We start from the raw sequence: 15,493 nt of genomic DNA, 5'->3' as shown, positions 1-15,493 counted from the left end.
GCGGGTGACCTTCCATTCCCGCCATTTGCCGCCCGGCGTCATCACGTCGGCGCGGTAGCCGGCGATGCGGGGATCGGCGCTTGGCGTCCAGCTGACGGGCAGCCGGGCCTGCGGCAGGCATGACGAGCAGGGCCGCAAGTGCCGCCGCCATCACCGCTCCGCTGCCCCTCACCGTCCGGCCTTCGCCCGGCATCCTGCATCCTCTTGGCCGTCGCATCCGCGTCGCTTAACAGATAAACGCAACAGGGCGCCTGTTCGTCCGCGCGAAATGGGGGCGCTGCCCCGGAAGATGCGGTACCCCTTCGGATCAGGCTCTTTCGGCCATCCACCAACGTTCGGGGCAGGGCCAGGGAGAGGGCCAGGGTGCGGCCTCGTGTGCAGTGTTGTCGCAGGGGCGGGTTGGCGCTCTTGTCAGGCAGGCGGCTTGATGGGAGAGTCCGGCCCCTCATTCACCCTGCAAGAACGGACGGCGCGCCGGCGGACATGGCCGATTTCAACTGGAACGACCTGCGCTTTTTCCTGGCGGTGGCCCGGGCCGGCACGCTGACCACGGCGGCCCAGCGGCTGCGCGCCGACCACACCACGGTCAGCCGCCGCATCACCGCGCTGGAGGATGCGCTGCGCGTCACCCTGTTCGAACGGCGGCCCAGCGGCTTCACCCTGACGCCGCAGGGCGAGCGGCTGAAGCAGACGGCGGAGGTGATGGAGAGTGCCGCCCTGCTGGCCCAGGGCATGGTGGCCGACGGCGATCTGGCGCTCGCCGGTGCCGTGCGGATCGGGGCGCCGGACGGCTTCGGCAGCTGCTTCCTGGCGCCGCGGATCGGCGCCTTGTGCGAACGCCATCCGGAGCTGGAGGTGCAGCTGGTCGCCATGCCGCGCGTCTTCAGCCTGTCGAAGCGCGAGGCCGACATCGCCATCAGCCTGTCGCGCCCGCAGGAAGGACGGCTGTTCGCACGGAAGCTGACCGATTACCGGCTGGGTCTGTACGGCACCGCCGCCTATCTGGACAGCCGGGCGCCGATTCTCAGCCGCGCCGACCTGCGCGGCCATTCCTTCATCGGCTATATCGACGACCTGATCTTCGCCCCCGAACTGGACTATGTCGAGACCATCGGGGAGGCGGCGCCGCGCATCAAGAGCAGCAGCCTCGTCGCCCAGCTGAAGGCGACGCTGGCCGGCGCCGGCCTGTGCATGCTGCCCGCCTTCATCGCGGCCGGCGAGCCGGATCTGGTGCCGGTGCTGCCGGATGAGGTGACGATCACCCGGTCCTTCTGGCTGATCGTGCACGAGGATCTGCGCTCGCTGGCGCGGATTTCGATGACCGCCGACTATATCGCCGATCTGGTGCGGCGGGAGCAGGCGCTGTTCCTGCCCCCGGCAGCCATTTGATTTCCCGCAGCCTGATTTACCGTGCGGGTCAGCCTTCGCCGCGCAGCATGCGGATGATGCCGGAGAAGTCGGCGCCGCCTTGCCCTTGCGCGTTCATCATGGCGTAGAGCTGTGCCGCCGCGGCCCCCAGCGGGGTGGGGGCACCGGCGCCCTGTGCCGCTTCCTGGGCCAGCTTCAGGTCCTTCAGCATCAGCGCCGCCGCGAAACCGGGCTGGTAATCGCGGTTGGCCGGGCTGGCCGGCACCGGGCCGGGGACCGGGCAGTAGCTGGTCAGCGACCAGCACTGGCCCGACGAGGTCGAGGACACGTCGAACAGTGCCTGATGCGACAGGCCGAGCTTTTCCGCCAGCACGAAGGCCTCGCAGACGCCGATCATCGAGATGCCGAGGATCATGTTGTTGCAGATCTTCGCCGCCTGACCGGCACCGGCGCCGCCGCAATGGACGATCTTCTTGCCCATGGCCTCCAGGATCGGACGGGCGCGCTCGAAGGCGTCCGCCTCGCCGCCGGCCATGAAGGTCAGCGTGCCGGCCGCGGCGCCGCCGACGCCGCCCGACACCGGCGCGTCGAGCGAGGCGGCGCCCTTGTCGGCGGCCAGCGCATGCGCCTTGCGGGCGGAGTCCACGTCGATGGTCGAACAGTCGATCAGCAGCGCGCCCGGCCGGGCCAGCGGCGTGATGTCGCCATAGACGCCCAGCACATGTTTGCCGCCCGGCAGCATGGTGATGACCACGTCGGCCGCCGCGGCGATGGCGGCGGGGGATTCGCCGATGGTGACGCCGGCCGCCTTGGCCGCCTCGACGGCTGCGGGTACGAGGTCGTAGCCAACCACCTGATGCCCCGCCTTCACGAGGTTCGCGGCCATCGGGCCGCCCATGTTGCCCAATCCGATGAAACCGATCACCGCCATCGTCGCGTCTCCCGTTGCTTTGGTTTTTATGGGGTTTGGTTTGTTCGTTTTTACGCCATCCGCCCGATCTCGCTGCGCGAGACGATCAGGCGCATGATCTCGTTGGTGCCTTCCAGGATCTGGTGGACCCGCAGGTCGCGGACGATCTTTTCCACCCCATAGTCGGCCAGATAGCCGTAGCCGCCGAACAGCTGGAGCGCGTTGTTCGCCACCTCGAAGCCGGTGTCGGTGGCGAAGCGCTTCGCCATCGCACACAGGCGTGTGGCGTCCTTGGCGCCAGCATCCAGCGCTGAGGCGGCGCGGTGGACGAAGGTGCGGGCGGCCTCAAGCTCGGTCGCCATGTCGGCGATGCGGAATTGCAGCGCCTGGAAGCGGTCGAGCGTCTGGCCGAAGGCCTTGCGCTCGCTCATGTAGGTCAGCGCCTTGTCCAGCGCCGCCTGGGCGCCGCCGATGGAGCAGGCGGCGATGTTGATGCGGCCGCCGTCCAGCCCCTTCATGGCGAACTTGAAGCCCATTCCTTCCTGACCCAGCAGGGCAGAGGCGGGGATGCGGGCGTCTTCCAGGATGACGGCGCGGGTCGGCTGGGCGTTCCAGCCCATCTTGTGCTCGTTGGCGCCGAAGGAGAGGCCGGGCGTGTCCCTGGGCACCAGGAAGGCGCTGATGCCGCCGGGGCCGTCCTCGCCGGTGCGGGCCATGATGAGGTAGAGGTAGGAGCTGCCGGCGCCGGAAATGAACTGCTTGGCGCCGTTGAGGACGTAAGAGTCGCCGTCGCGCACCGCCCTGGTCCGCAGCGCGGCGGCGTCGGAACCGGCGTTGGCCTCGGTCAGGCAATAGCTGGCGAGCCATTCCATGGTGCAGAGCTTGGGCAGCCAATGAGCCTTCTGCTCGGCGCTGCCGAAATTGTCCACCATCCCCGCCACCATGTTGTGGATGGAGATATAGGAGGCGATGGTCGGGCAGCCCTGGCTCAGCGCCTCGAAGATCACCACGGCGTCGAAGCGGCTGAGCGCCGACCCGCCATGGTCCTCCGACACATAGATGCCGCCCATGCCGAGTTCGCCGGCGGCGCGGAGCGTATCGACGGGGAAATGCTTCTTCTGGTCCCACTCGACGGCGTTGGGCGCCAGCTCGTCGCGGGCGAAGGACAACGCCATGTCGCGGATGGCGACCTGGTCTTCGGTCAGTTCAAAGGACATGCGTCACCTCAATCAAGGCCCTCTCCCGCCCCGGGAGAGGGAGGGGACCCACCGTAAGGTGGGGAGGGTGAGGGGTGATCCAAGGATAAGCACAACGATCCTTGTCGTCCCCCTCACCCTTCCCATGCTGCGCATAGGCCCCTTCCCTCTCCCGGGGCGGGAGAGGGAGGCTAAGGACCCATCAATCCATGGTCGGAATGACGAAGCTGGCGCCTTCCTTGACGCCCGAGGGCCAGCGGGAGGTGACGGTCTTGGTCTTGGTGTAGAAGCGCACCGCGTCGGGGCCGTGCTGGTTCAGGTCGCCGAAGCCCGAACGCTTCCAGCCGCCGAAGGTGTAGTAGGCGAGCGGAACCGGGATCGGAACGTTGATGCCGACCATGCCGACATCGACGCGCGACGCGAAGTCGCGGGCGGCGTCACCGTCGCGGGTGAAGATCGCCACGCCGTTGCCGTATTCGTGATCGTTCGGCAGCGACAGCGCCTCCTCATAGCTGTCGGCGCGGACGACGGAGAGGACCGGGCCGAAGATCTCCTCCTTGTAGATGCGCATGTCCGGCTTCACCTCGTCGAACAGGCAGCCGCCCATGTAGAAGCCGTTCTCATAGCCCTGCATCTTGAACTCGCGGCCGTCGACCGCCAGCTTGGCGCCCTCCTTGACGCCGAGATCGACGTAGGACTTCACCCGCTCCAGATGCTCGGCCGTCACCAGCGGGCCGAAATCGGCGCTGCTGTCGGTCGAGGGGCCGACCTTCAGGCTTTCCACCCGCGGGATCAGGCGGTCCATCAGGGCGTCGGCGGTCTTCTTCCCCACCGGCACGACGACGGAGATCGCCATGCAGCGCTCACCCGCCGCACCGAAGCCGGCGCCGATCAGTGCGTCGGTCGCCTGGTCGAGGTCGGCGTCCGGCATCACCAGCGCGTGGTTCTTGGCGCCGCCGAAGCACTGGACGCGCTTTCCGTTGGCGCAGCCGCGGTTGTAGATGTATTCGGCGATCGGGGTGGAGCCGACGAAGCCCACCGCCTTGATGTCGCGGTCGTCGAGGATGGCGTCCACCGCCACCTTGTCGCCATGGACGACGTTGAGGATGCCCGCCGGCAGGCCGGCCTCCAGCATCAGCTCGGCCAGCTTGACCGGCACGCCGGGCGTGCGCTCCGACGGCTTCAGGATGAAGGCGTTGCCGCAGGCGATGGCCGGGGCGAACTTCCACATCGGGATCATGGCCGGGAAGTTGAACGGCGTGATGCCGGCGACGACGCCCAGCGGCTGGCGCATCGAATAGATGTCGATGCCGGGGCCGGCGCCGTCGGTGAACTCACCCTTCAGCAGGTGCGGGATGCCGCAGGCGAACTCCACCACCTCAAGCCCGCGCTGGATGTCGCCCTTGGCGTCGACGATGGTCTTGCCATGCTCCAGCGACAGCAGCAGCGCCAGCTCGTCGTAATCGCGCTGGACGAGATCGAGGAAGCGCATCAGCACGCGGGCGCGGCGCTGCGGGTTGGTGGCGGCCCAGCCGCGCTGCGCCTCCTTGGCGTTCTCGACCGCGGCGTGCATCTCCTCGACGCTTGCCAGCGGCACGCGGGCGCGCACCTCGCCGGTCATCGGGGAGTAGACGTCGGCGAACCGGCCGGACGTGCCGGAAACCAGCTTGCCGCCGATCAGGTGCTGAAGTTCGGTGGTCATCCTATTGTCCTCCCTCAGGATTGTTTGTCACCATGTGGACCTGAGCGGCCACGCGGATCGACCCGAAACTTTGCGCATCGGTTGTGCAGGAATGCGGCAAGGGTGTGTGCGGCGCCGTTCCAGCGCTCGGCCAACCTGTCCCCAAAGGTGTGTGGAGAGTTGAAACCCCACCGCTTATAGTGCGCCCGCACGGCCCGGACCGGAAACGGGGCCGGGTTGCGCGGGGGATTGCCGCAGAAACGGCGAAGCGGAATGGACATGACCAGCCACGATGACGTCTTCGACACGCCGGAGACACGCCAGCCGACCATCCTGTCGGTCTACAACCAGAAGGGCGGCGTCGGCAAAACGACCACGTCGGTGAACCTCGCGCTTGCGTTGGCGGCGCTGGGCAAGAGCGTCGTGCTGATCGATTTCGACCCGCAGAGCAGCGCCACCAGCAATTTCCTGCTGCGCGACAAGGCCAAGGTCGGCATCAACGACCTGCTGCGCAAGGAAACCTTCGTCGAGGACGCCATCACCCCGACCGCTTTCGACGGGCTGTCGATGATCGTCGGCGCGCGCAAGCTCTACTCGCTGGAGCATGCGCTGGACAGCCGCGGCGGCTCGCAGCGGGGCCTGCGCAAGGCTTTGCATTTCTCGCGCAACCCGCCGGACTATGTCGTCATCGACTGCCCGCCGGCGCTGGGCCATCTGGCGGCCGGTGCGCTTGCGGCGTCGGACCGGCTGATCGTGCCGGTCTTCCCCGGCCGCTATGCGCTGGACGGGCTGCGGCGGACTTTGCAGGTGGTGGAGCATATCCAGAACGGGCTGAACCCCAGCCTGTCGCTGGCCGGCATCCTGATGCTGTCGATCACCAACGACGAGGTCGGGCGCGAATCGCTGACGCAGCTGCGCAACGAGTTCCCCGAACAGATGTTCCGCACCGCCTTCCCCTATGACGTGGATGTGGTGAAGGCGACATACCGCCGTATGCCAGCCGCGATCTTCACGCCGGAAGGGCGGACGACCAGCCGCTTCGCCGCCCTGGCTTGGGAGATCGTCCATGGCCGCGGTACGGCCCCCGACGAATCCCAGTTGAAGCCGGCGCTGGAGCGCATCCGCTCCTGGCACGAGGCGACCGACACCTCCTACAGCGCGCGGCGCGCCTCCTCCATCGACGAGGGCGACGAGCCCGGCGGTAACGCGGGCAATGGCGGGCGGCAGGCGGAGCGTGCGCAGTCCTCCGGCCGCGGCGGGATGGGTGCCGGTATCGTCGGGCTGGTGATCGGGCTGGCCGGCGGCTTCGCGCTGGGGGCTGCCGTGGGGCAGCCGATCCTGGGCAGGCTGTTGGGGCTTGGGGGATAGGTGGAGCCAACAATCAAAGCGAGGGCCATCATGCTTCCTGTCGATGCCGTTCTGCGGAAGGTCGACTCCTCCTTCGAGGAGTCGGTCGGCCGGCTGTGCGAGCTGCTGCGCATTCCCTCGGTCAGCACCGACCCTGCCTTCGCCGGCGAGGTCCGCCGGGCGGCCCGCTGGTGCGCCGACCGGCTGAGGGCGATGGGCTTCACCGTCACCCTGCACGACACTCCCGGCCACCCGATCCTGGTCGCCCATCATCCGGGGCCAGGGCCAGGGCCGGAGGGGGTGGAGACGCCGCATGTGCTCTATTACGGCCATTACGACGTGCAGCCCGCCGACCCGATGGAGCTGTGGACCAGCCCGCCCTTCGATCCGGTGATCGTCGAGGCCGAGCGGGGCCGCCGCGTCGTCGCCCGCGGGGCCGCTGACGACAAGGGCCAGACCATGACCTTCATGGAGGCGTTCGAGGCCTGGCACGCCGTCCACGGCTCCCTCCCGATCCGCGCCACCGTGCTGCTGGAGGGCGAGGAGGAGACCGGCAGCCCATCGCTGCCGCGCTTCCTGGCGGAGCATGCCGAGGAACTGCGCGCCGACTTCTGTCTGGTGACGGACACCAACGCCTGGGACGCCGACACCCCGGCGATCACCACCCGGCTGCGCGGACTGCTCTATCTGGAGGCCACCGTCACCGGACCGAGCCACGACCTGCATTCCGGCCTGTTCGGCGGCGCGGTGCCCAACCCGCTCAACGTGCTGAGCGGCATCCTGGGCCAGATCCACGATGCCGACGGGCGGGTGCGCTTCGACGGTTTCTATGACGGCGTGCGCGAGCTGCCGGACGAGCTGCGGGAGCAGATCCGCGGCCTGCCGCTGGACGAGGCGCAGTTCCTGGCGGCGCTCGGCCTGACCCGCAGCCATGGCGAGGCGGGGCGGACGCTGCTGGAGCGCATCTGGACCCGGCCGACCTGCGACATCAACGGCATCTGGGGCGGCTACACCGGCGAGGGGTCGAAGACGGTCATCCCTGCCAAGGCGTCCTGCAAGCTGAGCTGCCGTCTGGTGCCGGGCCAGGACCCGGCGGCGGTCGAGGCGTCGATCCGGCGCTTCTTCGAGGGGCGGCTGCCGGCGGACTGCACGGTCGGCTTCCGCAGCTTCAGCGCGTCGCCCGGCATCGAGGTGCCGACCGACACGCCGTGGATGCAGGCGGTGCGCGGCGGGTTGAAGGAGGCGACGGGGCGCGACGGCGTGCTGATCGGCGGCGGCGGGTCGATCCCCATCGTCGGCTGGTTCCGCGAGCATCTGGGGCTGGACACCATCCTGGTCGGCTTCGGGCTGGACGACGACCGCATCCATTCGCCCAACGAGAAGTTCGAGCTGAAATGCCTGCGCAACGGTATCCGCAGCCATGCGGCGATATTGGGGCGTTTGGCGGCGGGGAGGGTTGGTTGAGGCTCGGGCGGACCTAAATCTCCCCGATCCGCGGCAGGGGTAGGCAAACGCATTGCCCCTGCCGCCACCGACAAGATCGAGACGGGAATTCGCATGTCCGCTCTGTTCACGCCCTTCACGCTGAAGGACGTCACCCTGCGCAACCGCATCGCGGTTCCGCCGATGTGCCAGTACAGCGCCGTCGACGGCGTCGTCAACGACTGGCATTTCGCCCATTATCCCGGCCTTGCCCGCGGCGGCGCCGGTCTGGTGATCGTCGAGGCGACGGCGGTGTCGCCGGAAGGCCGCATCACGCCGGGCTGCACCGGGCTGTGGAACGACGCCCAGGCGGAAGGGATGGCGCGCATCGCCGCGTCCATCGCCGCCGCCGGTGCCGTCCCCGGCATCCAGATCGGCCATGCCGGCCGCAAGGCCAGCGCCAACCGCCCGTGGGAAGGCGACGACCACATCGCCGAGGGCGATCCGCGCGGCTGGGACACCATCTCGCCGTCGGCCGTGCCCTTCGGCCATCACCTGCCGAAGGTGCCCAAGGCGATGACGCTGGACGACATCGCCCGCGTCCGCGCCGATTTCGTGGCCGCCGCCGTGCGCGCCCGCGATGCCGGCTTCAAGTGGCTGGAGCTGCATTTCGCCCACGGCTATCTCGGCCAGAGCTTCTTCTCGGTCCATGCCAACAAGCGCACCGACCAGTATGGCGGCGACCTTGCCGGGCGCAGCCGCTTCCTGCTGGAGACGCTGGCGGCGGTGCGCGAGGTGTGGCCGGAAAACCTGCCGCTGACCGTGCGCTTCGGCGTGATCGAGTATGACGGGCGCGACGAGCAGACGCTGGCCGAGTCGATCGAACTCGCCCGCAACTTCCGCGCCGGCGGGCTCGACCTGCTGAGCGTCAGCGTCGGCTTCTCCACCCCCGACGCGCATGTTCCCTGGGGCCCGGCCTTCCTGGCGCCTGTCGCCGAGCGGGTGCGGCGCGAGGCGGAGCTGCCGGTGGCGGCGGCCTGGGGCATCGACGCGCCGAAGATCGCCGACCGCACCGTCGCCGACGGGCAGCTGGATCTGGTGATGGTCGGCCGCGCCCATCTGGCCAACCCGCATTATCCCTACCGCGCCGCCAAGGAGCTGGGCGTCGAGCGTCCGTCCTGGGTGCTGCCGGCGCCCTACGCCCACTGGCTGGAGCGCTATCGCGCCACCGACACCGTCACGGCGGACTGACGCCAAGCGGCTCCGCAGTGTGAACGCATGGGAAGGGTGAGGGGTTGGGCACGAAGCCATGCGGTTCGGCATTCTCGGACCACCCCTCACCCTCCCCACGCCTGCGGCGCGGGTCCCCTCCCTCTCCCGGGGCGGGAGAGGGCGATCATCGCCACATGCGGCGTCCGGTGAATGTTCGATGAAGATTTGGTGACGGCGGCAACCGTCCCGTGTTCGGCGGGTTAAGCGATGGCCGCGCCGCGGACCGCATCCGGGCGGTTCCGGCGCCGCGATACTACCCTCTCGAACAGCGAGCACGACCATGTCGGACACCACACTGCCGTCTGGCGCTTCGCCGCCGGTTCGCGGTCCCAATCTTCACCAGAAGCCGCACTCCGCCTTGCCGGTGGCGTTCCTCGTCGTGTTGGCCGCCGGTCTCGGCTATGCGGTCCATGGCTTCGTCACCGACCTGCAGCGGGTCGACCAGCCGCCGCTGGCGACGGGAGCCTTCCTGCTCCTCGGTCTGGCGCTGCTGATCGCGCTGGGTTTCGAGTTCGTCAACGGCTTCCACGACACCGCCAACGCGGTGGCGACCGTCATCTACACCCACAGCATGCCGCCGGTGCTGGCGGTGCTGTGGTCCGGCGCCTTCAACTTCCTGGGGGTGCTGCTGTCGTCGGGGGCGGTGGCATACAGCGTCATCACCCTGCTGCCGGTGGAACTGATCCTTCAGGTCGGCAGCAGCGCCGGCTATGCCATGATCTTCGCCCTGCTGATCGCCGCCATCATCTGGAACCTGGGAACCTGGGCGCTCGGGCTGCCCAACAGCTCGTCCCATGCCCTGATCGGCTCGGTCATCGGGGTCGGCCTCGCCAACCAGCTGATGGCGCCGGACGGGCAGGCGACCTCCGGCGTGGAATGGGGGCAGGCCTTCGGCGTTCTCCAGGCCCTGCTGTTCAGCCCGGTGATGGGCTTCGTGCTGGCCGCCATGCTGCTGCTGGTCCTGAAGCGCGCGGTGCGCAACCGGCGCCTGTTCGAGCCGGCCGATCCCAGCCGTCCGCCGCCGCTGTGGATCCGCGGGCTGCTGATCCTGACCTGCACCGCCGTGTCCTTCGCCCATGGCGGCAACGACGGGCAGAAAGGCATGGGGCTGATCATGCTGATCCTGATCGGCGCGGTGCCCACCGCCTATGCGCTGAACCGCACCATGCCCGACAGCACCACCCCGGCCTTCATCGAGACCACCCACCGGGCCGAAGCGGTCCTGCGCTCGCATGCCGACGGGCGGCAGCCGGCGTCGGCGGAGGAGGCGAGGCGGATGGTCGGCGACGCCCTGCGGACCAAGGAGCTGAACCGGCCGGAGGTCTATGGCGCGCTCGCCGTGCTGTCCGCCGACATCGCCCAGGGCGTGCAGAGCTATGGCGCCATCAAGCATGTGCCGGCCGAAGCGACGTCGAACATGCGCAACGACATGTATCTGGCCGCCGATGCCGTCCGCCTGCTGCCGAAGGCAGGTGCCAGCCTGCCCGATGACGAGGCGAAGACGCTGAAGTCCTATCAGGAGGCGCTGAACGCCGGCACCCGCTTCATTCCCGACTGGGTGAAGTTCTCGGTCGCGGTGGCGCTCGGGCTCGGCACCATGGTCGGCTGGCGCCGCATCGTCGTCACCGTCGGCGAGCGGATCGGCAAGCAGCATCTGGCCTATGCCCAGGGCGCCTCGGCGGAGATCGTCGCCGCCGGCACCATCGGGCTGGCGGAGATCTACGGCCTGCCGGTGTCGACCACCCACATCCTGTCGAGCGGCGTCGCCGGCACCATGGCGGCGAACGGCTCCGGCCTGCAGTGGAGCACGGTGCGGAACATGGCGATGGCCTGGGTGCTGACCCTGCCGGCCGCCATCACGCTGGCCGGCCTGCTGTACTACCTGCTGCGGCACCTGTTCTGAGCCCTGGCCGGCGCGCGTCCCGCCGGCCTCTCTACTGGTCTCCCCACTGGCCTCCCCATTGGCCTCAGGGCGTCGTGGGGCCAGCCGGGGCGGCGGGCTGAACGAGGCTCAGGCCCAGCCGGCCACGGGCGAAATTCAGGTAGCTGACGGCCTGCGCCTGATCGCCCCTGCTCCAGTACCATTCGGCGGCGGACAGGGTGGTGTTGATGGTGCCGACCTCCGACGTCGAAGGAACCTTGCCCCGGGCCTCCTTGAGCAGCAGGGGAAAGCGTTGGGCGAGGTCGGTGGCGGCCGGCTGGGCCACGGCGGCGGTGGACAGGACGATGCCGGCGGCGACCAGGGCCGGGAAGAGCGTGTTCATGGCGTGTCCTCGATCTTGAGCAACCTGGACCGCCGCTTCGCCGTCAACCGTCGGCCGGCGAAGAGGGGGCGGTCGGAAAAAAGACTCTCAGATCTCTGTTACGCTTCGGCGAACCGACCACCACCCCGGAAGGACTATAAGGCGAGGCAAAAGGAGAGGCGGCCCAAGGGTCTCCCCGCAGGCCGCTTTCTCCCGGCCGCTTCCCCCTGCGCTCAGCCGGCTTCCGCTGCGGAGGAGGCGCTCCACAGATTGATGCCGGCGTCGGCGACGGCGTGGGTGTCGATCTCCGCCAGCTCCTCCGGGCTGAAGGACAGGCTGTTCAGCGCGTCGAGCGAGTTGTCGAGCTGCTCGACGTTCCGCGCGCCGATCAGGGCGGAGGTCACGCGCGGGTCGCGCAGGACCCAGGCGATGGCCATCTGCGCCAGCGTCTGGCCGCGCCGCCTGGCGATGGCGTCGAGCGCGCGGATGCGCTCCAGATTCTCCGGCGACAGGAAGTTGGCGCGCAGGCTGCCGCCCTTGGCGGCGCGGGCGTCGGCAGGCATTTCACCTTGCGACTGGCCACTGAGGTACTTGTTGGTCAGCATGCCCTGGGCCATCGGCGAGAAGGCGATGCAGCCCATGCCGAGATCGTCCAGCGTGTCGAGCAGGCCGCCCTCCACCCAGCGGTTCAGCATCGAGTAGGAGGGCTGGTGGATCAGGCAGGGGGTGCCCAGCTGCTTCAGGATGCCCACCGCCCGCCGCGTCATCTCCGGCGAATAGGAGGAGATGCCGACATAGAGCGCCTTGCCCTGGCGGACGATGTGGTCGAGCGCCCCCATCGTCTCCTCCAGCGGGGTGCGAGGATCGACGCGGTGCGAATAGAAGATGTCGACATAGTCGAGGCCCATCCGCTTCAGGCTCTGGTCCAGGCTGGAGACCAGATATTTGCGCGAGCCCCAGTTGCCGTAGGGGCCGGGCCACATCTCGTAGCCGGCCTTGGTCGAGATGACCATCTCGTCGCGGTAGGGGCGGAAATCGGTGGCGAGGATGCGGCCGAAATTCTCCTCCGCCGAGCCCGGCGGCGGGCCGTAATTGTTGGCGAGATCGAAATGGGTGACGCCGCGGTCGAAGGCCCGGCGCAGCACGGCGCGCCCGGTGGCGAACACGTCGGTGCCGCCGAAATTCTGCCAGAGCCCCAGCGAAATGGCGGGCAGGTCGAGCCCGCTGCGGCCGGTACGGCGGTAGCTCATGCTCCCATAGCGCTGATCGGCGGCGAGGTAGGGCGGCTGCATGGCGAACTCCCGATGTGATTCTTAGTGATATATCAGCATAGGGCGGCGATGCGCCGGTGCGCAATGGCCCCGCCGGTCATATCGCTCCCGGTCATATCGCGCTGGGTCACATCATTCCCGGCTTTCCGGCCCGGATGGCGAGGCGCAGACCCTGCGCACGCAGCCGCGCAGCCAGCGGTTGGCCGGGTCGGCGTCGAGACGGGGGTGCCAGATCAGGGAGACGGTGACCTCCGGGGCGGGGAAGGGCAGGGCGAAGCCGTGGAGGCCGGCACGCAGCCCCTCGGTGTGCCGTTCGGGGACGCTGACGATCAGGTCGGTGCCGCGCACCAGTGCCAGCGCCGCGGCGAAGCCGCCGACCGTGGCGACCACGTCGCGCCGAAGCCCGAGCCGCTCCAGCGCCTCGTCCACCAGCCCGCGGTCGTCGCCCCGCCGCGACACCAGTACATGGCGGCCGGCGGCGAAGCGGGCAGGGGTGATCCCGCCCGCGGACAGCGGATGGCTGGGGCGGACGACGCCGATGAAGCGGTCGTGGAACAGGGCCTGGGTACGCAGTTCCGGCCCGCTGTCGGCCGAGACCACGCCGGTCTCCAGATCGACCGAACCGTCGCGGAGCGGGCCGCTGTCCTTGTCCGGCTTGGGCAGAAAGCGGATGCGGACGCCGGGGGCCTCGGTGGCGACCAGGGTGAGCAGTTCCGCGCCATAGCTTTCGACGAAGCCGTCGCTGGTCCGCAGGGTGAAGGTCCGGGCCAGCCGGCCGATGTCGAGATTTTCGGCCGGGCGCAGCGCCGCCTCCGCCTCCTGCACCAGCAGGCGGACGCGGTCGCGCAGGTCGAGCGCGCGGGGCGTGGGGACGAGACCGCGCCCGGCCCGGACCAGCAGCGGGTCGCCGGTCGCCTCGCGCAGCCGCGCCAGCGCCCGGCTCATCGCCGACGGGCTGAGCCGCAGCCGGCGCGCCGCTCCGGCGACGCTGCCTTCCGTAAGCAGGGCGTCCAGGGTGACGAGCATGTTGAGGTCGGGTGCGGTCATGCGCCGGAGCCTAGATCGGATCGCGTAAAATCGGACTCGATTTGAAGCGTAAATCCGATCGCCAAACATAAAGCTATAGCGTTGTGCGTTTCACAGTAAACGCACAACGCTATAGCACGGGCCGACCGCCGCCGCTGCCGGGGCATGGCGCCGGATGCATGAATACAATGTGGATGCTGCGCGTTCCGCCATGTCACCCCGCGCCCTAGCCTGGATGCCTGTCATTCGGGAAGGAGAGGCGTCATGAGGGAAGCGGTTGCGGAGCAGGCCGCGGAGGCAGTGGGCGGAACGGCGCGAGGGCTGGTCGCGCAGGGGGGATTGGCCGGGCTGGCGCTGGCGATGCTGCTGTCCTCGCTCGGCACCAGCATCGCCAATGTCGGGTTGCCGGCGCTGGCGCTGGCGTTCGACGTGCCGTTCCGCGAGGTCCAATGGGTGGTGCTGGCTTATCTGCTGGCGATCACCACGCTGATCGTCGGGGTCGGGCGGCTGGGCGACATCGTCGGGCGGCGGCGTCTGCTGCTGCTTGGGATCGCCCTGTTCACGGCGGGCTCCGCCGCCTCCGCCGCCGCGTCCGGCCTGTGGATGCTGGTCGCGGCCCGGGCGGTGCAGGGGCTGGGGGCCGCCGCGATGATGGCGCTCGCCACCGCCTTCGTCGGCGACACGGTCCCGAAGGAGCGGATCGGCCGGGCGATGGGGCTGATGGGAACCACCTCGGCCATCGGCACCGCGCTGGGGCCGTCGCTGGGCGGCCTGCTGATCGCGGCTTTCGGCTGGCCGGCGATCTTCCTGGTCACCGTGCCGCCGGGCGTCGCGGCCTTCCTGCTGGTGCGGCGCTGCCTGCCGGCCGACCGGGTGGAGGCCCAGGTGGAAACGGCGCGTGGAGCGGGGCGGGGGAGCTTCGACGGTCCCGGCACGCTGATCCTGGCCCTGACGCTGGCGGCTTACGCGCTGGCAATGACCGGCGGGCGCGGCGGCTTCGGCTGGTCCGACCTGGCGCTTCTGCTGGCGGCGGCCGGCGGATCCTGGCTGTTCCTGGCGGTGGAGGCGCGGACGGCATCGCCGCTGCTGCGGCTGGAGATGCTGCGCGACCGGACGCTGCGCGGGCGGCTGGCGATGAGCATGCTGGTGGCGACGGTGCTGATGGCGACGCTGGTGGTGGGACCGTTCCATCTCGCCCGTGCCCTGGGGCTGGGAGCGGCGGCGGTCGGGATGGCGATGTCGGCCGGTCCGCTGGTGGCGGCGCTGACCGGTGTGCCGGCCGGCCGGGTCGTCGACCGGTTCGGCGCGGCGCGCATGACCATCCTGGGGCTGGGTGCGACGACGGGTGGATGCGTGCTGCTGGCGCTGCTGCCGGCGACCTTGGGCGTGGCCGGCTATGTCGGGCCGCTCGTCGTCGTCACCGCCGGCTATGCGCTGTTCCAGACCGCCAACAACACGGCGGTGATGGCGGATGTGGAGAAGGATCGCCGCGGCGTTGTGTCGGGGCTGCTGAACCTGTCGCGCAATCTGGGGCTGATCACCGGCGCCTCGGTGATGGGGGCACTCTTCACGCTGGGGGTGGGGACGGAGGTGGCCGTCGCGGCGCCGGAGGCCGTTGCGGCGGGAACCCGGACGACCTTCGCCGTCGCGGCCGGGCTGATTGCCGTGGCGCTCCTCCTCGCCGTCCGGACGGCCGGGCGGCGGTAAAGGCCGGGCCGGGCGCAGCGCGATCGCGCCCCGGTCATCGCTCGTCGGTC

The 15,493-nt window shown here is 69.5% G+C and carries 12 protein-coding genes; 6 read left to right on the top strand and 6 right to left on the bottom strand.

What is annotated here, in order from left to right:
• Positions 1 to 483: 483 nt before the first annotated feature.
• Positions 484 to 1,389, top strand: coding sequence for a LysR family transcriptional regulator (locus GBZ48_RS26400; RefSeq protein WP_174473744.1), 906 nt, complete (start codon positions 484 to 486; stop codon positions 1,387 to 1,389).
• A gap of 28 nt (positions 1,390 to 1,417) precedes the next feature.
• Here the strand turns inward: GBZ48_RS26400 and mmsB are convergent, their stop codons facing one another.
• The 3 genes from mmsB to GBZ48_RS26385 form a co-directional block, all read right to left on the bottom strand.
• Positions 1,418 to 2,299 carry a 3-hydroxyisobutyrate dehydrogenase gene (mmsB, locus tag GBZ48_RS26395; RefSeq protein WP_174473743.1) on the bottom strand — a complete coding sequence of 294 codons (882 nt, stop codon included), beginning with the start codon at positions 2,297 to 2,299 and terminating at the stop codon, positions 1,418 to 1,420.
• 50 nt (positions 2,300 to 2,349) lie between these two features.
• Positions 2,350 to 3,495 (bottom strand): isobutyryl-CoA dehydrogenase, encoded by a 1,146-nt coding sequence (locus GBZ48_RS26390; RefSeq protein WP_174473742.1) that lies wholly within the window; start codon positions 3,493 to 3,495, stop codon positions 2,350 to 2,352.
• 181 nt (positions 3,496 to 3,676) lie between these two features.
• Positions 3,677 to 5,176 (bottom strand): CoA-acylating methylmalonate-semialdehyde dehydrogenase, encoded by a 1,500-nt coding sequence (locus tag GBZ48_RS26385; protein ID WP_174473741.1) that lies wholly within the window; start codon positions 5,174 to 5,176, stop codon positions 3,677 to 3,679.
• A gap of 258 nt (positions 5,177 to 5,434) precedes the next feature.
• Here GBZ48_RS26385 and GBZ48_RS26380 point away from each other — a divergent pair, with 258 nt between their 5' ends.
• The 4 genes from GBZ48_RS26380 to GBZ48_RS26365 all read left to right on the top strand — a co-directional run bounded on the left by GBZ48_RS26380 (position 5,435) and on the right by GBZ48_RS26365 (position 11,099).
• Positions 5,435 to 6,523 carry a ParA family protein gene (locus GBZ48_RS26380; protein WP_281362496.1) on the top strand — a complete coding sequence of 363 codons (1,089 nt, stop codon included), beginning with the start codon at positions 5,435 to 5,437 and terminating at the stop codon, positions 6,521 to 6,523.
• Positions 6,524 to 6,553: 30 nt separating this feature from the next.
• On the top strand, positions 6,554 to 7,966 hold the full coding sequence (locus tag GBZ48_RS26375; protein ID WP_174473739.1) for a M20/M25/M40 family metallo-hydrolase: 1,413 nt from the start codon (positions 6,554 to 6,556) through the stop codon (positions 7,964 to 7,966).
• A 93-nt stretch (positions 7,967 to 8,059) separates the two neighbouring features.
• Positions 8,060 to 9,175, top strand: a complete 1,116-nt coding sequence (locus GBZ48_RS26370; protein WP_174473738.1) for an NADH:flavin oxidoreductase/NADH oxidase — start codon at positions 8,060 to 8,062, stop codon at positions 9,173 to 9,175.
• 301 nt (positions 9,176 to 9,476) lie between these two features.
• A complete protein-coding gene (locus GBZ48_RS26365; protein WP_174473737.1) occupies positions 9,477 to 11,099 on the top strand; it encodes an inorganic phosphate transporter in 1,623 nt (540 codons plus the stop codon).
• 64 nt (positions 11,100 to 11,163) lie between these two features.
• Here the strand turns inward: GBZ48_RS26365 and GBZ48_RS26360 are convergent, their stop codons facing one another.
• The 3 genes from GBZ48_RS26360 to GBZ48_RS26350 form a co-directional block, all read right to left on the bottom strand.
• Positions 11,164 to 11,460: a hypothetical protein gene (locus tag GBZ48_RS26360; RefSeq protein ID WP_174473736.1), complete on the bottom strand. Its 297-nt coding sequence runs from the start codon at positions 11,458 to 11,460 to the stop codon at positions 11,164 to 11,166.
• A 212-nt stretch (positions 11,461 to 11,672) separates the two neighbouring features.
• Positions 11,673 to 12,731, bottom strand: a complete 1,059-nt coding sequence (mgrA, locus tag GBZ48_RS26355) for an L-glyceraldehyde 3-phosphate reductase (protein ID WP_174473735.1) — start codon at positions 12,729 to 12,731, stop codon at positions 11,673 to 11,675.
• Positions 12,732 to 12,842: 111 nt separating this feature from the next.
• Entirely contained in the window at positions 12,843 to 13,757 is a 915-nt protein-coding gene (locus GBZ48_RS26350) for a LysR family transcriptional regulator (protein WP_174473734.1), read from the bottom strand.
• A 243-nt stretch (positions 13,758 to 14,000) separates the two neighbouring features.
• Between GBZ48_RS26350 and GBZ48_RS26345 the strand changes: the two genes are divergently transcribed.
• Entirely contained in the window at positions 14,001 to 15,443 is a 1,443-nt protein-coding gene (locus tag GBZ48_RS26345; protein WP_174473733.1) for an MFS transporter, read from the top strand.
• Positions 15,444 to 15,493: the final 50 nt, after the last annotated feature.

This window comes from Azospirillum melinis (genome assembly GCF_013340935.1).
GTDB classification, from domain to species: Bacteria; Pseudomonadota; Alphaproteobacteria; order Azospirillales; family Azospirillaceae; genus Azospirillum; species Azospirillum melinis.
The sequence above is the reverse complement of the archived record's forward strand: the minus strand, read 5'-3'. Positions and strand labels throughout refer to the sequence as shown.